Source organism: Rhizobium sp. FKY42, assembly GCF_005222835.1.
Lineage (GTDB): Bacteria > Pseudomonadota > Alphaproteobacteria > Rhizobiales > Rhizobiaceae > Neorhizobium.
The window spans coordinates 681,613-702,248 of record NZ_STGA01000029.1; the positions used below are offsets into that span (position 1 = coordinate 681,613).

Consider the following 20,636-nt stretch of genomic DNA (forward strand, 5'->3'; position numbering starts at 1 on the left):
CTGCCGCAACGATAGAACTTTATTTATCAGCCGCCGTTGCCGGGATAGTTCGGGCTCTCGCGCGTGATGGTCACTCCATGCGGATGGCTTTCACGAAGGCCAGCGCCGGAAATGCGAACGAAGGTCGCCTTCGCCTGAAAGTCCTTGATATCCTTGCCGCCGACATAGCCCATAGCCGCCTTCAGGCCGCCTGCAAGCTGGTGAAGCACGGCCGAGACCGGACCCTTGTAGGGTACCTGACCCTCGATGCCTTCGGGCACCAGCTTCAGCGTATCGCGCACTTCCGCCTGGAAATAGCGGTCTGCCGAACCCCGCGCCATGGCACCAACGGAACCCATGCCGCGATAGGCCTTGAAGGAACGGCCCTGGTAGAGATAGACCTCGCCCGGGCTTTCATCCGTGCCGGCCAGCAACGACCCGACCATGACGGCAGAGGCGCCTGCGGCAATCGCCTTTGCCACGTCTCCGGAGAATTTCAGGCCACCATCGGCGATAACCGGAATGTCGTGCTTGTTGGCTTCCTCGACAGCCGCCATGACGGCCGCGAGCTGGGGTACGCCGACACCTGCCACAACGCGCGTGGTGCAGATCGAACCGGGACCGATACCGACCTTCACGCAATCGGCACCGGAATCGATGAGCGCGCGCGCTCCCTCGCCCGTTGCCACATTGCCCGCAATGATGCGGATGGCGTTCGACATCTTCTTGACGTGTGCAACGGCATCCAGAACCTTCTGGCTATGTCCATGCGCTGTATCGACGACGATCACGTCGCAACCGGCCTCGATCAGGCGCTCGGCCCGCTCCACACCGTCGTCACCGGTTGAGATGGCGGCGGCAACGCGAAGGCGACCCTGCGCATCCTTGGCAGCATGCGGGTTCAGCTGCGACTTCTCAATGTCCTTGACGGTGATCAGGCCGATGCAGCGTCCGTCATTGTCGACGACGAGCAGCTTCTCGATGCGATGGGAATGAAGCAGGCGCTTGGCTTCCTGCTGGTCTACGCCATCCTTGACCGTCACGAGGTTTTCGCGGGTCATCAACTCGTAGATCTTCTGGTTCGGATTGGAGGCAAAGCGAACGTCGCGGTTGGTGAGGATACCGACAAGCCGACCGGGACGACCACCATTCTCGACCACCGGAATGCCGGAAATGCCGTGCGCCTTCATCAGCGAAAGGGCTTCGGCCAGCGTGGCATCCGGACCGATGGTGACCGGATTGACGACCATGCCGCTCTCGAACTTCTTGACCTGGCGTACTTCCTCGGCCTGCTGGACCGGGGTCAGATTGCGATGAATGACGCCAATGCCACCGGCCTGCGCCATGGCAATTGCCAGACGGCTTTCCGTGACCGTATCCATGGCTGACGAGAGGATCGGAAGCGACAGATCGATGTCGCGGGCAATGCGCGTGGCAATATTCGTCTGTCCGGGCATGACTTCGGAATGACCCGGCTGCAGCAGCACGTCGTCGAAAGTCAGCGCTTCGGCGCCCGTTGCGGATTCAATGATTCGAGCCATGGCCAATTTCCTTACAATATAGGAAGCCCGTCCCGGCGGGAGATGCCGGAAGCGTTCTTCAGGAATGGGAAGTTGGCGAGGGCTGGTAACACGGTTATGACAGGATGGGAATAGCAAAAAGCGGGGCTTCTTTCGATACCCCGCCTTCAGATCCATCAAAACTGGGTGCTATCAGATATCGAACTGATAGCTCTTCGGAACGAAGCGGTAGCCAGTATCCTTCTTTTCCACGAAGCCGACAGCCGGGAACGGCATGTGATAGCCGAGGAAGGCAACCTTGTCTGTCGCGAGCATGTCGAACACCTTTTTGCGGGTTGCGGCGGCTGCGGCCTTGTCCATGTCGAAGCGGACTTCCCATTCCGGCTTCTGAAGCGACAGCACGTAGTGGTTTGCCGTATCTGCCGTCAGGATCAGGCGCTTGCCCGCAGATTCGACGTTATAGATCATATGACCCGGTGAATGGCCGAAGGCTGCCATGCCGGTGATGCCGGAGGTAACGGATGCATTGTCACCAACGAACTTCGTCTTCTCCGCCAGCGGCTTGACGTTCGCCAGAACGCCTTTCTGGCCTCCTTCCGCGGGTGTGCCCGCACGGGCAGGATTGGTCCAGAAATCATATTCCGCCTGACCTGCGATGTAGCGCGCATTGGCGAAGGCTGGCTTTCCGTCTTCCATCAGACCGCCGATGTGATCACCATGCATATGGGTGATCACCACGACCGTTACATCTTCCGGCTTGTAGCCGACGGCTTTGATACCTTCCAGCAGGCGGCCTGTGCCCTGGGCACGCCCACCCTGGCCAAGTCCGGTATCGAACAGCACGACATCGCTACCGGTATCAATCATGACCGGCGCGAAAGAATTCACCAACTGGTCTTTCGGCAGGAAGTTTTCTGCCAGAAGCGCGCCTACAGTATCTGCGCTCTGGTTCGTGCCAAAGATTTCATTCGGCTTGCCCGAGGATCTTGCGCCATCCTTGATGACGAAAACCTTGAAGTCTCCCAGCTTGAAACTGTGCGTTTCCGGCGGCAACTGAGTCGTCATGCTTTTATCCGTTGATGCTTGAGAAGCGGTTTGCGCAAAGGCGCGACCTGAAATGATTGCCGGCGCCGCAAGGATTCCTGCCCCTGTTGCACCGAGAAGTGCGCGCCGCCCCAACGTCCATACTGCCATCTAACCCTCCAAAACGTGCGTGGCCGCTGGTGTCTCTCGCAACAGCATGACCGAACCGAGACATAATGGAGGTTCTGCGAATGAAAACGCTGCTCACGGAGACGTGAAAATGCTCACAGTCGCGTGAAAGCACTGGCGAGGCGATGGCGAGGGGCGTAGTGAGTGACACAATCTCTGTTGAGCGTGACCGCATGAACCGCATCGTACCGCTGATCCTCGCCGTAGCCCTGTTCATGGAACACATGGACTCTACCGTCATCTCGACGGCCTTGCCGGCCATCGCGATGGATCTCGGCGTCAGCCCGATCACGCTCAAGCTGGCGCTGACCTCCTACATGGTGTCGCTCGCGGTCTTCATTCCGATCAGCGGCTGGATGGCAGACAAGTTCGGCGCGAAGAACATTTTTCGCCTGGCCATCGGCGTTTTTGTCATCGGTTCGATTTTGTGCGCCATTTCCTCGTCCGTCTTCAGCTTCGTCGTGTCACGCTTCCTGCAGGGCATGGGCGGCGCGATGATGACACCCATCGGTCGCCTCGTTCTGCTCAGAACGACGGACCGCAAGGATCTGGTATCGGCCATGGCGCTACTGACGATTCCGGCACTGGTCGGCCCGCTGACCGGTCCGCCGATCGGTGGTTTCATTACCACCTATTTCACCTGGCACTGGATCTTCATCATCAATGTGCCGATCGGGATCATCGGCATCTGGCTGTCTTCCGTGCATCTTCCGGAGATTCCTGCGCGCGGCGCACCGCCGCTGGACAAGATCGGCTTCGTTCTGACCGCCGTTGCGGCGGCAGGTCTTGTGTTCGGGCTATCCGTCGTCAGTCTTCCGGCACTGCCGCCAGCCGTTGGCATCGGCACAACGCTGCTCGGGCTTCTCTGCGGAGGGCTTTATATTCTGCATTCGCGGCGTCACCCGAACCCGATCCTGAAACTGGAGATCTTCCGCAACACGGCCTTCCGGGCTGCGACCACCAGCGGTTCGCTTTTTCGAATAGCAACCGGTGCCGTGCCGTTCCTCATGCCACTGATGTTGCAGTTGAGCTTCGGAATGACGCCCTTTCAATCGGGCCTCACCACCTTTGCCGGGGCTGCCGGTGCGCTGACAGTCAAGTTCGTTGCAAAACGTGCCTTTGCCGCTATCGGGTTCAGGACGGCACTCATGAGCGCCAGCGTTGCAGGCGCGGCGATGACGGCGGTGAATGCGCTATTTGACGCTACAACCCCGCCGCTCCTCATCACGTTTTTCCTGTTTGCTTCGGGCCTTGCCCGCTCGCTGTTCTTCACGGGCGCAAATGCTCTGAGCTATTCTGATATTGGAGATGACGAGGCGAGCCAGGCAACCTCCATCAGTTCCGTCATGCAGCAGGTCAGCCTGGCGCTTGGTGTTGCCTTCGCAGCGCTTGTGCTGGAGACCTCCTCCTACATCTCAGGTACGCATCTGCAACTGGCGGATTTCCATCTGGCCTTCCTGATCGTCTCGGCGATCTCGCTCTGCTCGATCATCCCGATCCTCTCGCTACCCCGCCATGCGGGGGCAAGCGTCTCCGGCCATCGCAGCAGGACTGGAGATCAGGCAGAGGCGCCTGGCGAATAGACGTCCGCCGCTTCGCTATCGGTTGCAGCGTCTTCTGGCGGATCCGCATCCTGAACAGCCTTTCGGCCCTTGAAGCCCTTGGCCAGCAGGAACATCTCGACCGATTCAGACCGGGAGGACGCAGGCTTGATGTGCATGACCTGCCGGAAATTCTGTTTCAGCATGTTCAGCAGATCCTTCTCGGTGCCGCCCTGGAAGGTTTTCGCCAGAAAGTGCCCGCCTTCTGCCAGGACTTCCACGGCGAAATAGGCCGCCACTTCGCACAGATGCATGGTGCGCAGGTGATCCGTCTTCTGGTGGCCTGTGGTCGGTGCGGCCATATCGGACATCACGAGGTTCGGCGTTCCGCCCACGGCTTCCATCAACTGGCGTGGCGCATCGTCATCCAGAAAGTCGAGTTGCAGGATCTTGACGCCCGGAATGGGTGCAACTTCAAGGAAGTCGATGGCCGCAACGCGCACATCCTCTTCCGTCGATCCAGTCACTTTGGCCGCAATCTGCGACCAGCTGCCGGGAGCGGCGCCCAGGTCGATGATCCGGCGGGCGCCCTTCAGGATCTGATGCTTCTCATCGATTTCCAGAAGCTTGAAAGCTGCACGGGCACGATACCCCTCCAGCTTCGCACGCTGGACATAGGGGTCGTTGATGTGACGCTCCAGCCATCGGCGAGAAGACGCCTTGAGCTTGCCCTTCTTGACCTTTTGGCCGAGCTTTCGGCCGATCGGTGTTTTCGTCATCTATTCGTCTCCCCGGCACTGCGGGCCGAATGTTCAGTGCGGCGTCCACGCGCACGGCGCCAGACACCATCATCCGCCATCATATCTGTCAGCAGGCCCTCGCGAAGCCCGCGGTCGGCAACACGCATGCGTCGCGATGGCCAGCGACGGCGGATAGCCTCCAGAATGGCACATCCGGCGAGCACCAGATCTGCCCTGTCCGGCCCGATGCAGGGATTGGTTGCCCTGCCCTCGAAATCCCAGGACAGAAGTTTTTCCTGCATGGCGCTGACTTCCGCATCCGACAGCCAGAGCCCATCCACCTTGCGGCGATCATAACGTGGCAGATCGAGATGAACGCCGGCAAGCGTCGTTACCGTGCCGGAGGTGCCGATAAGGTGGAATTCTGCATCCGGCTCCTGACCGTCGGTTTCACCGAAATCCGGGCAATCGAAACCGGCCAGCATGGTTTCAACCTCCTCGACCATGGCCGAGAAAACGGTCGGCGTGACATCGCGCCCACCGTGGCGCTCCGAAAGCGTGACCACGCCCACCGGCAACGAAGTCCAATGCGTGATGTGATTGGCTAGACGGCTGGAGCGATTGTCCTGAATGCGAATGACCGCGATTTCAGACGAGCCGCCGCCGATATCAAACAGAACGACCGAGCGCGCTTCGCGCCCGACCAGCGACGAGCAGCCGGAGACGGCGAGCCGTGCTTCCGTTTCCCGATCGATAATTTCGAGCGCCAACCCGGTTTCGCGGGTCACCCGCTCAAGGAAAGCCTCTCCGTTGGCCGCGGCACGGCAGGCCTCGGTCGCGATCAGACGCATCTTGCGGATCTGGCGCGAGGCAAGCTTGGAGGCGCAGATGCGCAGGGCTTCCACGGCACGATCCATGGCTTCGTTGGAAAGCCTTCCCGTTGCAGCCAGTCCCTCGCCCAAACGAACAATGCGCGAGAACGCATCCACGACGCGGAACTGACCGGGACGAGTTGGCTGCGCAATCAGCAGACGACAATTGTTGGTGCCCAGATCCAGCGCCGCGTAGAGATCATCGGCCTGCGCGCGTCGACGCTGATCCGTGAACTGCTCACCGACGGAGGACATGCGTGGCGGTTGATCGGAGGCATGTCTAAGGTGCGCGGAGCCCTTTGAATGGCCGCCTTTTGCCTGATGCGGCTTTGCTGTGCCAGTGGAGGCCATGGAGGGAGAAGACTGGGCCGCTTTCGCAGCCCCCCCGCCCTTTCCATGCCCGTGAGACTGCGTAGCGAGCGGGCGCCCCTGCAGCCCACGCGCCTGGTGCGCCTTCTTGCCTCGCCCCTTGCGCTGGCTTGCATTCGATGCGTGACCTGCCGCGTGCGCCGACTTGGCCGACGTCGCGTCCGGTCCCGATAGAGCATCAGCATTGGCATGGACCGCTGCGGCCGCTTGAGCACCTGCGCCACCGCCCGGTAACCCACCAGACTGACCATTGCCACGCGCGCGCCGGCGCTTTCGCTTTCGCGGAGGAGATTGTTCCTGTGTCTCCGGTCGCCGGACATCAGACCGGGCCTGCGTATCGTGTACACGCGCGGCCTCGGGCGCGGCGTTTGGTTTGCCACCCCGTCTCGATCTGCGGCGACGGCGAGTTTTACTCCCGGGTCGCCCATCTGCCGACGTACCACCTACGGGCGGCTTTCCGCCGCTATCGGGGTTCATCACTGTCTTATTCCATGGCCGCGCCCAGAGCATTGTTTGCCCGCAGCGGCGTTAATCGTTTCGTTGGCAATAGGATAACAGCCTCTGGCGAATTCGCCAATGGATTTATCCAGAAAGCTTGAAGAGGGAAAAGGCAGGCCCGCCCGGCTCCCTAGAGGTGCATTTTCGAAGCCCCTGGAAATTTGCAGGTCTCCTCAAAAAACTTGCCGATCACTCTTGATCACCTGCGGAATTCTGTTAGAAGGGCGCTCACGATGTTGCAGGACAGAAATGCCTCGGGCTTCTTCCTAAGAGAAACCTTACATCGCCACTCCAAGGGCTTTGTCCTTTGCGATTGGGGAATAGTTCAATGGTAGAACGGCGGACTCTGACTCCGTTAATCTTGGTTCGAATCCAGGTTCCCCAGCCAATTTCCCTGTTATAATTCAATTACTTAGCTTCATTTCGCCAGTGTGCGAATTACCCCACACTGCACCCCCGCAAAGGGCGCTGGCGATGTCGGACTATCTCAGGCGTGAAGCCGATTCTTTCTATTTCCGGCGGCGGGTCCCCATATTGCTTCGGGCGCGGCTTAGACAATCCTAAATATACCGCTCTTTAAGCACCAGCGTGCGACGTACAACTAAAGCGCGAGCCGCACACCTGTTCATCGCCACAGACAAGCTTTTCGGGATGATCATGGATGAAGATCATGAGGTCCCACTCACCGACGGCGATATCCGAGCTGCAATCCGCGTAGGGCTGGACACACCGCCATGACAGCATCTCGTCGCGCTCTTTCTGGGGGAAGCCAAGATCGTCGGCAATGCGTTCGGCAACATCCGCCACACGGATTTCTGCTTCGGCGGCAAGGCGCAGAACGGGCAGCATCAGGGTTTGGTAATCGGGAATGGTCATGATCCCCTTACTGTAGGATTAAATTTAAATTTCTTAAGACAGTGCCCAGACGCCACGTTTGGGGCTGACGATGACACCCTCCTGCCGCATCTTCCAGCGCGCGAAACGGACTTCTTTTTTGAACAGGTTTTCGCCGTCGGCGGTCTGGCCCGAAAGATCAGCGGCGGGCACGGGTTCGTTCTTTCGGATCCATTCGTAGACGGATTTCGGCGTTGACGGACCAAGTGCTTTCAGGGCGTTGACGACCCAGCGGCAGTAGGTGGCGCGAGAAGCGGACGGCATGAAAATCTCCGCAATATGTGATTGTTTCAGAATTAGCGCGTCAGGGTCATATCGTGGCCCCCCGCCCACGCTTGCCCTTCGGTGCCGCCTCGCGCTCGGCGCGGATCCGGGCGAGCAGGTGTTCGGCGGGTTCGTCGTTTTCGTCCTGGGAGACCAGTTCGCCGCGGAAGGCTTTGGCGAGGATCGCCTCGTCCAGCCGGCCCACCAGCTCCAGCGCGCGCTTTGCCTCTTTCGCCAACCGGTCGATCTTGGCGAAGGCGGATTCGATGCAGCGGACGATTTCGTGTTGTTCTTCGAGGGGGGGCAGCTTGAGCTGCAAAGCCTGAAGTTGCTGGCTGTTCACGTTGTTGACGCCGCTCGTTGATTTTGCTGCGTCTTCGATTGTGCGACGAACGGCGAAAGACTGCATCCAGTATTGAATGAAGGAGGGCATAGCCTTGCTCAAGGCGAGCCGCACCCTAATGAGATAGCCCGCGAAAAGCATTCCGGCGGCTGCCGCATCAACGACTGCGGAACGCCCAACGAGATCGAGGCTACCATTCGATCGAATGATAAGCAGATCCCCTTCCAACAGCTCCAGCTTCCTGAGTTCTTTTTCATTGAACGAGGCGTGCTTGAGATCCGACAGGTCGATCCGGCCATTGGCGACATTGGGTATGCGCAAAACCGGTGTCAGATCTGGCGCATAGGTGCATTTCTCTGCGGTTCCATACCTGACATCGAGTGCTAGATCCCCAAGGGTGCACAAAGCCCAATTGGAGACCTCAGCCGACGTCAGTTCCCCGCTGAACGCCTTGCTGAGCACGGCCTGCTTGTAGCGGGAGACGAGGGCTTCGATGCGGGCGAGTTCGGTGCGGGCGCGGGCGGCTTTCGCGTTAAGCGTTTCCAGCTTGGCCACGATGCGCTTTTGCTCGGCCAGGGGTGGGAGGAGTATTCGACGCTGCTCCATATCGCCCTTGGTCACGTGGATCATCGTCGATCCAGTACCATGAGCTGCTTTGATGTTTTCCTTGTCCCAGTTGAACCAGTGAAACACAAAATCCCTGTCAGAGACGCTGCGTTTGAGATCGACTCGCCAGATATGGTAGTGGAAAATCACTTTTCCGCCCGACCAAATTCTGGGGCCGAATGATGCTGACCACGCGTAAAGAAGGTCCCCATCATCGCAGTATTTGGTGGGCTCAAGCTCAAGATCCGAATAGTACCATTTTTGACTGGTGAAGAAGTTCCCCACGCGCAGCACGGGGTATTTGCCTGAGCTAAGCAGCTCCTCTTGCTTATAGGCTCGCCCATTCTGGAGATGGCAAATCTCCCCTAAGCTCGCCTCAACCCACCCCCTCGGCAGCCCACTCATTCCGCCGCCTCCGGCAGGTCATCGCCCAGCTCAGTCATCAGCGCTTCGATCTCCAGCGTCGCGGCCTGAAGATGGCCGAGGATGGCGGCGGCGATGTCGTCGGGTTCAATCAGGCCTTCTTCCGCCTCTTCCTCTGCCTCGCGCAGCCAGGCGATATCGAGATTGTCGCCACGGGCGGCGATAGCCTCGCGGGTGAACATGCGCCAGCGGCCAGCTTCACCTTCATCCGGGTCACGCTCCTTGCCATACGGGTCTTTACCAAAGGCCTGTTCGAAGCCTTCGAAATGGGCCTCCGTCAGTGGCGTCGTCTTGCCGAATTTCGGCATCTGGGCGCGCAGGTCATAGATCCAGACGGATTTTGTGTTGCCGCTCTCGGTCTTGGCCCGCGTCAGGAAGATGACATTGGTCTTGACGCCCTGGGCGTAAAAAATGCCGGTCGGCAGGCGCAGGATGGTGTGCAGGTCGCACCAGTCCATCACCATCCGGCGTAATTCCTTGCCGCGCCCGTCTTCGAACAACACATTGTCCGGCACGACGATCGCCGCCCGGCCGCCGGGTTCAAGCGCGCGAATGCAGTGTTCGACAAAGGGAAGCTGATAGGAGGAGACGCTTGCGGTGACGGAGAGGTCATCGCGGGTCGGCGCGCCACCCGCCGGGCCGAAGGGCGGGTTGGTGAGGATGAGATTGGCACGGCCGAGACCCTTGCCCTTGTCGGAGAGCGTGTCGCCGAGATCGACATGGTCGCCGTCGATATCGTGCAGATAAAGGTTCATCAACAGCAGGCGCAGCGTGCCCGGCACGTTTTCCATGCCATGGATGGCGCGGCGCTTCTGGAAGTCCTGTTCCTTTTCGCCGAGATCAAGATAGTCATCGGTGCGCGCCTTCATGTAGCGATCGGCGGCAATCAGGAAGCCGCCGGTGCCGGCTGCCGGATCCTGTATCACCTCGCCGGGCTGTGGCTGCATGAGGCGGACCAGAAGTTCGATCAGCACGCGGGGGGTAAAATATTGCCCCGCGCCGCGCTTGGTTTCTTCCGCGTTCTTCTGCAGCAAGCCTTCATAGAGATCACCGAACTGGTCGCGCTCTTCGGAGAACCAGTCGAGTTCATCGATGGCGGTGACCAGCGTCGTCAGGTTCTGCGGCTCGCGCAGGAAGGTGGAGGCGTTGTCGAAGATCTTCTGCACCATCTCCGGCAGGGGGCGGGCATCGGCATAGCGCTTGCGCTCTTCCGCGCTGGCGCCTTCGCCGGGTGGCAGTGCGAGCGCATCGTCCGCGCCTAGCCTTGTGCTGACAGCGCCGAGGGTGACGAGAACCTTGCGGTAGTGCTCCAGTTTGCGCAGACCATTCTCCGCGACCAGATCCGCCCAGCGCATGCCCTTGGGCAGGCTGCCCGTTTCGCGGTTGCGCTCGGCCATCATTTTCAGAAACAGCAGATAGGTCAGCTCGGTGACATATTGCTGATAGGTGATGCCGTCCTTGCGCAGGACCGTGCAGAGGCGCCAGAGTTTCTGGACGATGGCATTGGCATTCATGGCGTGATTCTCATCTGATCCGGGATCGTGATTGCGGTTGTAGCGATCAGCCGTCGATGGTCAACGACGGCCTTGAGGGTCACGCGGCGGGCGGGGCCCAGATCGCCTCGTTGAAGGCATGCAGCACCTCATCGAGCTCGCCGTCGAACTCCTGCGCGATGCGCTTGAAGCCGCCCTTGTCGGCAAAGGCGCCCTGGTCGAGCAGGGTCGGATCGGCCACCGGCTTGTCCTTCAAGGCACGACCGATGCGGCGCAGCCATTCCTTCTGCTTTTGCGTCCAAGGTCTGGAGGCTTCAATCTTGACGATCGCGCTGTCGACGCGGGTGGCATAGGGGATCAACGGATCGCCTAGGGCTGCCTGACGGACGAAGCCGATGATATGGGCGGCGATATCGGCATTGCGGGCGCGACCATAAGCGGCGCGCAGCATGGCTTCGGAATAGTTCTTCTCGTCGAGAAGGCCCGCCAGTTCCGACAGCTCCTTGCGGGTCAAATCACGCGGGCGCTGGGTGACGGCAATCAGCGCCGGGACCTGGTTCATGTTCTCGCGCACGAAACGTTCGAAGCCGGTGATGTAATCCTCCGGCGTCGTGTTCTTGCCAAAAATCTCCTCGATGCGCAGCAGCTCGTCTTCATGGGTGGAGATGACCACGCCATCATTCTTGTCAGTCCGCAGCGGGCGGCGTTCCAGCAGTTCGACGGCGCGTGGATGAGCGGCCAGCCATGCTTGCAACTCGGCACCGGAGCCGGTGGAAAGGTGCTGCAGCGCCATGTCGGGGCTTTCGCCCGTGTGGCGCTCGAAACTCTCGCGGGTCTCGGCATCCATGCGCTTCACAAGGCTGCGCATGCGCACCACGACCTGGGCCGCAACCCAGCTTTTGTCCTCTTGCGTTTCCGCCTTCTGCAGGTCTGCCACGAGCTGGCCGAGCGATAAATCCGGCTTCACGACGACCGGGCGCATATCGCTCATTTCCTGCAGCTCGGCGTAGAGATCGACGGCATCGAAGATGCGGAAATGCTCCTTGCCAATCTCCGGGCAGAGCCGCGTGGCGCGGCCGATCATCTGGTCGTAGAGAATGCGGCTCTTGACCCTACGGACGAAGACGAGATTGCAGATGGAGGGCACGTCGACGCCCGTGGTGAGCAGATCGACGGTTACGACATATTTCGGATAGGGGTCGTTCTTGAACTTCAGGATCAGGTCATCGGCCTTGTCGACCGTGCCGGTGATCTTCGTCACCATGCCATGGGGCACGTTTTCCGCGCCGTATTCCTCCTGCAGTTCCTCGATGAGGAGTTTCACGATGTCATTGGCATGGGCATCGCGGGCGGCGAAGATCAGCGTCTTTCCGGGTTTCGACGGCGGGATCTCGGTGGCGATGGCGCGGCAGACGATGCGGTTAAAGGATTCAGAATAAACGCGCTTGTTGAAGTCGGCGAGGTCGTAATCGAGCGAGACTTCGTCGGGCAGCTCGAAGAGATCGATCTGGCCTGTCTTGCGGTCGATGATCTCGACCTCCTCGCCACCCTGGAAATGAATGCCGGCTTCCGAAAGCGCCGTGGTGATGCGCTTCGGCGGCAGGTGATCGTTGAGATAGCCTTCAACCACGGCCTGACGATAGCCATAATGGAAGACGGGGTGACCAAAAATCTCGCGGGTGTGGAGCGCGGGTGTGGCCGTCAATGCCACCTTCACGGCGTCAAAGTAATCAAGAATCTGGCGATAGGCCGACTGGTAGTCATCGATGTTGCGAAAGCCGATATCGCTTTCGCGCAGCTCCGCATCCAGCGTGTAGCCGCGATGGGCTTCGTCCACGATGATGCAGTCGAAGGTGCCAGGCGTCGGACGCTTCGCCGGGTCCGGCTCGTTGAGGATGCGGGCGATCAGCGACTGGACGGTCGCGACCTGCACCTGGTCTTCATCCTCCGGCAGCTTTTGCTCCAGTCCGGCAACCTTGTAGATCTGGGCGAAGTTCAGCATGCCCTCGATCTCGGTCGTTTCGAGCGCATCGCTTGTCTGGCGGCCGAGCGCCTTGCGGTCGACGAGGAAGAGGATGCGGCGAAAGCGCTTGTGCTTCAGCAGGCGATACATCAGCGCGATTGCCGTGCGCGTCTTGCCCGTGCCGGTCGCCATGGAGATGAGGACGTCGCGCTGGCCAGCGGTGACCGCAGTCTCGATCGCCGCGATCGCCTCTTCCTGATAGGGGCGCATGCGTCCCTTGCCGAAACTTTCTTCGGCCAGACCCTGGGCGGCGGTATCCACATCGGTGGTCAGCTTGTCGAGGAGATCCTTTGGCGAGAACCAGCTCGTCATCGGGACGGCGTGGTTGGTCTCGCGCCTGACATCCCGGTACCAGATGCCGGATTTTGTCACCCACTGGCGCACATAGGGCCGGCCATTGGTCGCAAAGACAAAAGGCACGCGGAAGGGGTCATCCAGGCCGTGTTTCCAAAGGCCGTGCGGATGCGCGTTTTCGGGGTCGAGCAACATGGTGCGGGCATAGCGCTCGGCCTGCTGCAGAGTAGACGGCACGTCGACGCTTTCGCGCTTGGCCTCGATGGCGCCGACGCAAGTGAGGCCAACGAAGAGGACGTAATCCGCCCGACCGCCTTCGGCGGGCCATTCGGCAATAGCGAGATTGCGGCCTTCCTCCGGTCGAGCGCCTTTCTGGAAAGAGAGGTTATCGCTATCAGCTTCCCATCCGGCATCGACGAGCTGTACGTCGATCAGCCGCCGCGTCTGGCGTTCATCCAGCTCCAGGCGGCTCGCGGCCTTAAGGCCCGCTTGCTTGAACTCCATCTGCAACTGCTCGGGCTGGGCCTCGGCTGCCTTCTGCAGTTCGGCCAGCTTGCGGGCAAGGGCCGCCTGATTGGCCTCCATCTGGACGGCGGCCTGCTCCCAGACGGCACTATCTGCTGAAGCCTGGCGGGCAAGCTCTTCGGCAGCGGCGCGGGCCTTGGCGAGCTCTTCGGCAGAGGCATGGGCGACTGCTAACCTCGCCTCCGTCTCACGAACTTGGAGACGCAGGGCGGCAAGCTCAGCTTGCGTTGCCTGATCGGTATCGGCCGAGGCCTTTGGAGGTACGAATGGACCCGGCTTGAAGTTCGGATCACGCCCATAGGTACGGCGATACCAGGTGGCCAAAGCACTGCAGAACTTCAGGGCAGCCAGCGCTTCAGCAGGCGATCCGGCCAGGCTATGAGCGGCACTATTGCCGCGTGTACGAATCGCATGGAAAATATTGGCGACCTCCCGCGGCAGCACCTGCTGTGCCGAAAGCCTGCGAAGCAGGTCATTTGTTGTGTCGCGTGCGGCAGGATCGTAGGCACCAGAAAGCGCTGCAATCTCCTTGACCATGTATTCGCCGAACTGGCGGCTCTTGATCAGTGAGGTGTTGGCATCTTCGGAGAAAAACCGTTCCGCAAGCACACCAAGACGATGGAGCTCAGGACTGAGTTCCTTCAGATGATCGAAATTCGCAGACAACGCCCCACCCAGATGCTTTGCAATGCTCTTTGGCCGAACATGCCATAGGTTGCCGAAGCTGGCAAACTAGAGTTGTGGCAACCAGTCGATGAAGAAGGTCACCGATCTGCGGAAATTATTTCCGGGACATCAAGCCAATACTCTTCCCAGACGCGTCTTATCCAAAGACGCTATTGGTGCAAAGTTCGTCGCATCGAGCGTGTTGGGGAGTAGCCTCGTTTGGAGAGACGCAGATGTTCATTCGTCTCCGCGAGTTTTGGTTCAACGCGGGCTTGTCCCGGATTCGGATCGAAACCTCCCAGGAGCCAATCTTGATTGGTGCAAAGGGTTGACTTCTAGAACGCATCCATTAATCTGGATATATGGAAAAAACAGATGCGATATCGGCCCTCGCGGCCTTGGCTCAGACTACGCGGCTTGAGACGTTCCGTCTGCTCGTGCGTCATGAACCAGAAGGCATCCCTGCTGGAGAACTGGCGCGAATGCTCGATGTCCCGCAGAATACGATGTCCGCGCACCTCGCGACCCTCTCGCGTGCTGGTCTCCTGAAGAGTGAACGGCAGAGCCGATCGATTATCTATCGCGCTGATCTCGACGGCCTTCGTGAACTCATGCTGTTCCTGCTCAAGGACTGTTGCGGCGGCACCTCCGAACTTTGTGAGCCTTTGATTGCAGAACTGACACCATGCTGCGTTTCGGAGGTCAGGTCATGTTGAACCAGCCTACTATCGCGGGCAGGTAACTCGAACAGCAAGAATCCACCGACTTACACGGACCACGACAATGACTGACAAGACCTATAACGTGCTGTTCCTCTGCACGGGCAATTCCGCTCGCTCTATTCTCGCCGAGTCCATCCTCAACAAAGAGGGCAGCGGCCGGTTCAAAGCCTATTCTGCCGGCAGCCAACCGAAGGGCGAAGTCAATCCGCACGCGCTGAAGGAATTGGAAACGCTCGGCTATCCATCGACGGGGTTCTCGTCGAAGAGTTGGGATGTGTTCGCCGCGCCGGGCGCACCGGAGATGGATTTCATCTTCACCGTCTGCGACAGTGCAGCCGGTGAAGCCTGCCCTGTATGGATTGGCCATCCGATGACCGCTCATTGGGGCGTCGAGGATCCCGCCGCCGTTGTCGGAACTGAAGTTGAGGTCCAGCGCGCCTTCGCGCAGGCCGCCCGCTTCCTCAAGAACCGTATCCTCGCATTCGTGAACCTGCCGCTGGCGTCCATCGATCGGTTGGCGCTGGAGACAAAGCTCCGCCAGATCGGCGCGATGGAGGGTTCGACGTCACCTCAAGGAAAGTCAGCCTGATGTCCACCTTCGAACGATACCTGACCATCTGGGTCTTTCTCTGCATCGCCGTCGGCGTTGCCCTCGGCCATTTGATGCCCGGCGTCTTTCAGATCATCGGCGGCGCCGAGATCGCCAAGGTCAACATCCCAGTCGCCATCCTGATCTGGCTGATGATCATTCCGATGCTGCTGAAGATCGATTTCCGGTCGCTCACGCAGGTCGGCTCCTACTGGCGCGGCATCGGTGTCACGCTGATCATCAACTGGGCGATCAAGCCATTCTCGATGGCTCTGCTTGGATGGCTGTTCGTCGGCTGGCTTTTCCGGCCCTATCTGCCAGCGGATCAGATCGACTCCTACATCGCAGGCCTGATCATCCTTGCCGCAGCACCCTGCACGGCCATGGTTTTCGTCTGGTCAAACCTAACGCGAGGCGAGCCGCTGTTCACCCTGTCGCAGGTCGCTTTGAACGACGCGATCATGGTGGTTGCCTTTGCGCCGATCGTCGGCTTGCTGCTGGGTCTCTCGGCCATCACCGTGCCATGGGCGACGCTTGCCCTGTCGGTCGCGCTCTACATTGTGGTTCCCGTTATCATCGCTCAGGTTCTCCGGAGCCACCTAACCGCCGACGGGACCACGCGAGCACTCGATCGCCTGCTTGCGAAGCTGCAGCCGATATCGCTCGTCGCGCTGCTTGCCACCCTTGTGCTTCTATTTGCATTCCAGGGTGAGCAGATCATCGCTCAGCCAACCATCATTGCTCTGCTCGCGGTTCCGATCCTGATCCAGGTCTATTTCAACTCCGGTCTTGCCTACCTCCTCAACCGGATGTCGGGAGAGCGCCATTGCGTCGCGGGGCCGTCCGCCCTCATCGGTGCAAGCAACTTCTTCGAGCTCGCGGTTGCCGCAGCCATCAGCCTCTTCGGATTTCAGTCGGGCGCGGCACTCGCCACCGTCGTCGGTGTCCTGATCGAGGTGCCGGTGATGCTGTCAGTCGTCTGGATCGTGAACCGCTCCAAGGGTTGGTACGAGGCAGCGCCCGCCGTTTCCCGCAACACCATCATCGAAAGGCCCTGACCATGGACGCCACCATCTACCACAATCCCGCCTGCGGCACGTCTCGCAATACGCTGGCGCTGATCCGCGCCGCCGGGATCGAACCCACCGTCATCGAATACCTGCAAGACCCGCCCTCGCGCGAGCAGCTCTCGAAGATGATCGCAGATGCCGGCCTGACTGTCCGCGAAGCGATCCGTGAGAAGGGCACGCCCTATGCGGAACTCGGCCTCGACAATCCAGCCCTGACCGATGACCAGTTGCTGGACGCGATGATCGCCACCCCGATCCTGATCAACCGACCGCTCGTCGTCACGCCGCTCGGTACCAGGCTTGCTCGCCCTTCGGAAGTCGTGCTCGACATCTTGCCGGCGGACGCCTTCAAGGGACCGTTCACGAAGGAGGACGGCGAACAGGTCCTCGATCAGGAAGGAAAGCGCATTGTCTGAGACATTTCCCGCACTGCACGACGACCATCTTCAGCCGATCTCGCCAGAGTCCCTTCGCCCGGCGTTCTCCACCCACAAGCCACGGATCCTGATTCTCTATGGATCGCTCCGGGAAGTGTCATACAGTCGCCTTCTAGCTTTCGAAGTCCGTCGCCTTCTCGAGCGCCTCGGATGCGAGGTGCGCATATTCGATCCGGCCGGATTGCCGCTCCCGGACGAGGCACCGGTCAGCCATCCGAAGGTTCAGGAACTCCGCGACCTCTCTCAATGGTCGGAAGGCCAGGTGTGGATCAGCCCGGAACGCCACGGCGCCATGACCGGGATTATGAAGGCCCAGATCGACTGGATTCCGCTTTCGGTCGGCTCCGTCCGCCCCACCCAAGGCAAGACTCTTGCGGTGATGGAGGTTTCCGGCGGCAGCCAGTCCTTCAATGCCGTGAACCAATTGCGCATCCTCGGCCGCTGGATGCGGATGATCACCATCCCCAACCAGAGCAGCGTGGCGAAAGCGTTTCAGGAATTCGACTCTAATGGCCGAATGAAGCCGTCCTCTTACTACGACCGCGTCGTCGATGTCTGTGAGGAATTGGTGAAGTTCACAATCCTCACCCGTGACGCCTCCGATTATCTGACCGAGCGCTATAGCGAGCGGAAGGAAGAAGCCGCCGAGTTGGAGAAACGGGTTCCGCTCAAGTCGATCTGACGGATCATGCCTTGACGGTGGCGGGTTGCCGACAGGAAACCGCCACCGTGACGAATGCCGCGATACTGATCGCGCCAAGGAGGGCATTCGCGGCGAGCGACATGCTGAGCCCAATACTCTGCGTGGCGGCGGCGAACACGAAGGGCGCGCCAGCCCCGACCGCCAGGCGGGCGGCCGCCATCTTGCCAGTGATCGCACCATATCCATCAGATCCGAACAGATAGAGCGGCAGGCTCCCCTGTGCGATGCTGTTGATACCGGAACCCAGTCCCAGAAAGATCGCGAATGCGACAGCCCCCGGCAGCCAGTCGCCCGCGATCAGCAGGATCAGGACGCCGAAGACGATCAGCACCGCCGACAGGACGGCAAGTCCAGGCGGCGACAGGTTCTTCCCAAAGACCATGTTAACCAGGCGGCTCAGAACCTGCGCCGGGCCGAACAACGAGCCGACCACAACGGCTGCAGCGCCCAGCCCAATCGAGCCGAGCATCGGCACCATATGGGCAAGGATCGCGGCGAGCGTGAAGCCGAGGAGCGCGAAGGCAAAGGAGACGATCACCATCGCGCGGCGCCGGGCGTGCGGCGGGATCGCGCCGATCACCGTCTCGCGTGTCCGGATCGTCTCAGTCCCGGCCTTCTTCCCAAGGCTTCGGATCCAGAAGTGCAGCGGCATGCAGAGGAAGAGGTTCAGCGCCGCAAAGGCGAGATAGATCTCCCGCCAGGACAAATACCCGGTGAGCGTGGCCGAGATCGGCCAGAAGATCGTCGAGGCAAAGCCGCCGATCAGCGTCAGATAGGTGATGCTTCGGGAGGCTGTGCGGGGGTCGCTCTCGACCAGCGCTGCGAATGCCGCCTGATACTGGACCATGCCGGACGACACTTCGAGCAGGATGATGGCGATGGCGAAGATCGCGATCGAGGGCGACCAGGCGCAAAGGGCGAGCGTCAGCGCTGCGAGGGCCGAGCCGATGGTCATGATCGTGGCGGCGCCAATTCGGTCCATCTGCTTGCCGATATAGGTCGCCGACAGGCCACCGATGAACAGGGACACGGAGAATACTCCAAACACCTCTGCCAGCGATAAGCCGAGATCCGCCGCCATGCCGGGGGCCAGGATGCTGAAGCTGTAGTAGAGCGTGCCATAACCGATGATCTGCGTCAGGCCGAGGGCCGAGACGACACCGGCCGGGATTTTCAAACTATGCAACGACGCCTCCCTTGCCGACCGGGCTGCAGCAGTCGTCGGCACGCTCAACGTTCTCCCTGATCGTCGGATGGCCGGCGCAGCAGTCTTCCATCAGGAATTTCACGAGATCGGCAAGCGCCTCGTAGCTGGCGCTGTAGATGATCGAGCGGGATTCCCTTCTCTGGGTGATCAATCCCGACCGCTCCAGTTCCTTCAGATGGAAGGAGACATTCGTGGCGGAGACGCCCATACGCTCGGCGATCACGCCTGCAGCCAGTCCCTCTGGCCCGGCCACAACCAGCGCCCGGACTATGGCAAGGCGCGTCTCCTGAGAGAGCGCTGCGAATGCGGAAAGGGCTTGACGTTCGTCCATATTTCAATAATCCTTGAACTATTAGATAAAGGAATAACGCATATGAACGCTATGGACAAGACCGTTTCGACCGACATCAGTCTCGGCCACCTCCTCGATATGCTTGCGGTGGCACCGGATGCGCCGTTGGTTTTCAGCTATGACGGCAATTACGTCCGGCCCGGCTATCACGTTACCGAGGTCAAGGCCGGGATGTTTTCGGCGCTCGACTGCGGGGCTAACCCGGAAGCCTGGGCAGAGATCTTCGTGCAGCTCTGGGATATCGACGAGGATGGCCGCACACACATGCCGGCCGGCAAGTTTGCCGCGATCATCCGCAAAGTCTCCGACCATGTGCAGCTCGAGCCGACGGCAAAACTCACGTTCGAGGTTAGCGACGGAGAGCGGCCGATGGCCCTCTACTGCGCATCCGCACCGAAGCTCGTCTCCGGCACGTTCGAGGTGTCTCTTGCCGCTCGACCAGCAAGCTGCAAGCCGCGGGATCGGTGGTTGACTGAGGAGCAGGCCAAATCGTCCTGCTGCGGATCAGCGAGCACTTCGTCGAAGTGTTGTCCTTGAGCCGCGCAATCTGGTGCGCTCCCGAACGCCACGCGGGGAGCGGCTGGCATGGAACCTCGACAATTGGCTGTATCGGAGCCGCCGCAGGTGCGGCAGTTCTCTTAGGGCTCGATGAGGCACAAATAGCAAACGCCATGAGCCTCGCCACCAGTATGGCCTCAGGTTCAAAGATCGAAACGAAAGTCGGACGCTCAGCGGTCGACAATCTCGCCTACCCCGATCCGTCCAATGAAATGCAGGCCAGATTTTCGGTGCAATATTGCCTTGCCGTTGCATTGACGGACATCGGGCTGTCCCTTCGTGATTTCACACCACAGGCCGCTGCAAGGCCCGAACTGCGTGTTCTTATGGCGAAGATCAACATGACTTCGTATAGCGCTGAAGGCGAGCGCGGGGTCGAGCGCCTGCCGCATCACGTCCACATTACGTTAAAGGACGGCCGCACGTTAAAGGACGGCCGCGGGTTGTCGACCGAACGACTTCACGCCAACGGAGCTATTCAAAGGCCGCTGACAGACGCGCAGAAGCTTGCAAAATTTGAAGATTGCTTGCGTTGGTCAGGGCGGCAGGACACAGAAATGGCTTACGCGAGCGTCAAGAGACTTTGCTCTGAGGACAGCGTGAAGGCGATCACTGACGGCCTTCTTACCGGCCGCGACAGTTCCTGATCATCGACTGGCAATCCCCTCCGGCAAAGCCTGCTTGAGGCGCATGACATTCCCTTCTCTGCCTGTTCAGTGTACGAACGATCCAGCAA

19 protein-coding genes and 1 tRNA gene are annotated in these 20,636 nt (G+C 60.2%); 9 read left to right on the top strand and 11 right to left on the bottom strand.

Annotated elements, in window-relative coordinates; all coding sequences use genetic code 11:
- Positions 1-26 precede the first annotated feature (26 nt).
- Entirely contained in the window at positions 27-1,520 is a 1,494-nt protein-coding gene (gene guaB, locus E8M78_RS14115) for an IMP dehydrogenase (RefSeq protein ID WP_137135625.1), read from the bottom strand.
- 171 nt (positions 1,521-1,691) lie between these two features.
- Entirely contained in the window at positions 1,692-2,693 is a 1,002-nt protein-coding gene (locus E8M78_RS14120) for an MBL fold metallo-hydrolase (RefSeq protein ID WP_137135626.1), read from the bottom strand.
- 191 nt (positions 2,694-2,884) lie between these two features.
- Between E8M78_RS14120 and E8M78_RS14125 the strand changes: the two genes are divergently transcribed.
- Positions 2,885-4,294: an MFS transporter gene (locus tag E8M78_RS14125; RefSeq protein WP_137135933.1), complete on the top strand. Its 1,410-nt coding sequence runs from the start codon at positions 2,885-2,887 to the stop codon at positions 4,292-4,294.
- Here E8M78_RS14125 and E8M78_RS14130 read toward each other — a convergent pair.
- A complete protein-coding gene (locus E8M78_RS14130) occupies positions 4,270-5,031 on the bottom strand; it encodes an RlmE family RNA methyltransferase (RefSeq protein WP_137135627.1) in 762 nt (253 codons plus the stop codon). The two genes, E8M78_RS14125 and E8M78_RS14130, sit on opposite strands and share 25 nt — an antisense overlap.
- Complete coding sequence (locus E8M78_RS14135; protein ID WP_137135628.1) at positions 5,028-6,713, bottom strand: Ppx/GppA phosphatase family protein; 1,686 nt, start codon at positions 6,711-6,713, stop codon at positions 5,028-5,030. Before E8M78_RS14135 ends, E8M78_RS14130 begins: the two co-directional genes overlap by 4 nt.
- Before the next feature lie 332 nt (positions 6,714-7,045).
- Here E8M78_RS14135 and E8M78_RS14140 point away from each other — a divergent pair.
- Positions 7,046-7,119 (top strand) — tRNA-Gln (locus tag E8M78_RS14140).
- A gap of 188 nt (positions 7,120-7,307) precedes the next feature.
- Here E8M78_RS14140 and E8M78_RS23550 read toward each other — a convergent pair.
- The 5 genes from E8M78_RS23550 to hsdR form a co-directional block, all read right to left on the bottom strand.
- Positions 7,308-7,607, bottom strand: coding sequence for a hypothetical protein (locus E8M78_RS23550; RefSeq protein ID WP_205910240.1), 300 nt, complete (start codon positions 7,605-7,607; stop codon positions 7,308-7,310).
- A 33-nt stretch (positions 7,608-7,640) separates the two neighbouring features.
- Complete coding sequence (locus tag E8M78_RS14150; protein WP_137135629.1) at positions 7,641-7,889, bottom strand: winged helix-turn-helix domain-containing protein; 249 nt, start codon at positions 7,887-7,889, stop codon at positions 7,641-7,643.
- A gap of 46 nt (positions 7,890-7,935) precedes the next feature.
- Positions 7,936-9,243, bottom strand: a complete 1,308-nt coding sequence (locus E8M78_RS14155; RefSeq protein WP_137135630.1) for a restriction endonuclease subunit S — start codon at positions 9,241-9,243, stop codon at positions 7,936-7,938.
- Positions 9,240-10,775 (bottom strand): N-6 DNA methylase, encoded by a 1,536-nt coding sequence (locus tag E8M78_RS14160; RefSeq protein WP_137135631.1) that lies wholly within the window; start codon positions 10,773-10,775, stop codon positions 9,240-9,242. The genes E8M78_RS14155 and E8M78_RS14160 overlap by 4 nt, the downstream gene beginning before the upstream one ends.
- A gap of 79 nt (positions 10,776-10,854) precedes the next feature.
- A complete protein-coding gene (gene hsdR / locus E8M78_RS14165; protein ID WP_170973425.1) occupies positions 10,855-14,262 on the bottom strand; it encodes a type I restriction-modification system endonuclease in 3,408 nt (1,135 codons plus the stop codon).
- Positions 14,263-14,624: 362 nt separating this feature from the next.
- Between hsdR and E8M78_RS14170 the strand changes: the two genes are divergently transcribed.
- The 5 genes from E8M78_RS14170 (at position 14,625) to arsH (ending at position 17,762) form a co-directional block, all read left to right on the top strand.
- Positions 14,625-14,978, top strand: coding sequence for a metalloregulator ArsR/SmtB family transcription factor (locus E8M78_RS14170; protein ID WP_137135633.1), 354 nt, complete (start codon positions 14,625-14,627; stop codon positions 14,976-14,978).
- A 67-nt stretch (positions 14,979-15,045) separates the two neighbouring features.
- The gene (locus E8M78_RS14175) at positions 15,046-15,573 is read left to right on the top strand and encodes an arsenate reductase ArsC (RefSeq protein WP_137135634.1); all 528 of its coding nucleotides are present in this window, start codon (positions 15,046-15,048) and stop codon (positions 15,571-15,573) included.
- Complete coding sequence (gene arsB, locus E8M78_RS14180; RefSeq protein WP_137135635.1) at positions 15,573-16,631, top strand: ACR3 family arsenite efflux transporter; 1,059 nt, start codon at positions 15,573-15,575, stop codon at positions 16,629-16,631. The genes E8M78_RS14175 and arsB overlap by 1 nt, the downstream gene beginning before the upstream one ends.
- Positions 16,632-16,633: 2 nt before the next feature.
- A complete protein-coding gene (gene arsC / locus E8M78_RS14185) occupies positions 16,634-17,059 on the top strand; it encodes an arsenate reductase (glutaredoxin) (RefSeq protein ID WP_137135636.1) in 426 nt (141 codons plus the stop codon).
- Entirely contained in the window at positions 17,034-17,762 is a 729-nt protein-coding gene (gene arsH, locus E8M78_RS14190; RefSeq protein ID WP_170973435.1) for an arsenical resistance protein ArsH, read from the top strand. The genes arsC and arsH overlap by 26 nt, the downstream gene beginning before the upstream one ends.
- 4 nt (positions 17,763-17,766) lie before the next feature.
- On the opposite strand, the gene arsK is transcribed toward arsH, so the two are convergent.
- Positions 17,767-18,960, bottom strand: a complete 1,194-nt coding sequence (arsK, locus tag E8M78_RS14195; protein WP_170973436.1) for an arsenite efflux MFS transporter ArsK — start codon at positions 18,958-18,960, stop codon at positions 17,767-17,769.
- 1 nt (position 18,961) lies between these two features.
- Entirely contained in the window at positions 18,962-19,321 is a 360-nt protein-coding gene (locus E8M78_RS14200; protein ID WP_137135638.1) for a metalloregulator ArsR/SmtB family transcription factor, read from the bottom strand.
- 42 nt (positions 19,322-19,363) lie between these two features.
- Here E8M78_RS14200 and E8M78_RS14205 point away from each other — a divergent pair, with 42 nt between their 5' ends.
- Both E8M78_RS14205 and E8M78_RS14210 read left to right on the top strand, forming a co-directional pair.
- Positions 19,364-19,879: a DUF6428 family protein gene (locus tag E8M78_RS14205; RefSeq protein WP_137135639.1), complete on the top strand. Its 516-nt coding sequence runs from the start codon at positions 19,364-19,366 to the stop codon at positions 19,877-19,879.
- Positions 19,867-20,547 carry an MmgE/PrpD family protein gene (locus E8M78_RS14210; RefSeq protein WP_281405069.1) on the top strand — a complete coding sequence of 227 codons (681 nt, stop codon included), beginning with the start codon at positions 19,867-19,869 and terminating at the stop codon, positions 20,545-20,547. Before E8M78_RS14205 ends, E8M78_RS14210 begins: the two co-directional genes overlap by 13 nt.
- Positions 20,548-20,636: the final 89 nt, after the last annotated feature.

Bases quoted from the DNA above. Each gene is read 5' to 3' on its own strand.
- guaB (WP_137135625.1), bottom strand. From the start codon at position 1,520: ATGGCTCGAATCATTGAATCCGCAACGGGCGCCGAAGCGCTGACTTTC.
- E8M78_RS14120 (WP_137135626.1), bottom strand. From the start codon at position 2,693: ATGGCAGTATGGACGTTGGGGCGGCGCGCACTTCTCGGTGCAACAGGG.
- E8M78_RS14125 (WP_137135933.1), top strand. From the start codon at position 2,885: ATGAACCGCATCGTACCGCTGATCCTCGCCGTAGCCCTGTTCATGGAA.
- E8M78_RS14130 (WP_137135627.1), bottom strand. From the start codon at position 5,031: ATGACGAAAACACCGATCGGCCGAAAGCTCGGCCAAAAGGTCAAGAAG.
- E8M78_RS23550 (WP_205910240.1), bottom strand. From the start codon at position 7,607: ATGACCATTCCCGATTACCAAACCCTGATGCTGCCCGTTCTGCGCCTT.
- E8M78_RS14150 (WP_137135629.1), bottom strand. From the start codon at position 7,889: ATGCCGTCCGCTTCTCGCGCCACCTACTGCCGCTGGGTCGTCAACGCC.
- E8M78_RS14155 (WP_137135630.1), bottom strand. From the start codon at position 9,243: ATGAGTGGGCTGCCGAGGGGGTGGGTTGAGGCGAGCTTAGGGGAGATT.
- E8M78_RS14160 (WP_137135631.1), bottom strand. From the start codon at position 10,775: ATGAATGCCAATGCCATCGTCCAGAAACTCTGGCGCCTCTGCACGGTC.
- E8M78_RS14170 (WP_137135633.1), top strand. From the start codon at position 14,625: ATGGAAAAAACAGATGCGATATCGGCCCTCGCGGCCTTGGCTCAGACT.
- E8M78_RS14175 (WP_137135634.1), top strand. From the start codon at position 15,046: ATGACTGACAAGACCTATAACGTGCTGTTCCTCTGCACGGGCAATTCC.
- arsB (WP_137135635.1), top strand. From the start codon at position 15,573: ATGTCCACCTTCGAACGATACCTGACCATCTGGGTCTTTCTCTGCATC.
- arsC (WP_137135636.1), top strand. From the start codon at position 16,634: ATGGACGCCACCATCTACCACAATCCCGCCTGCGGCACGTCTCGCAAT.
- E8M78_RS14200 (WP_137135638.1), bottom strand. From the start codon at position 19,321: ATGGACGAACGTCAAGCCCTTTCCGCATTCGCAGCGCTCTCTCAGGAG.
- E8M78_RS14205 (WP_137135639.1), top strand. From the start codon at position 19,364: ATGAACGCTATGGACAAGACCGTTTCGACCGACATCAGTCTCGGCCAC.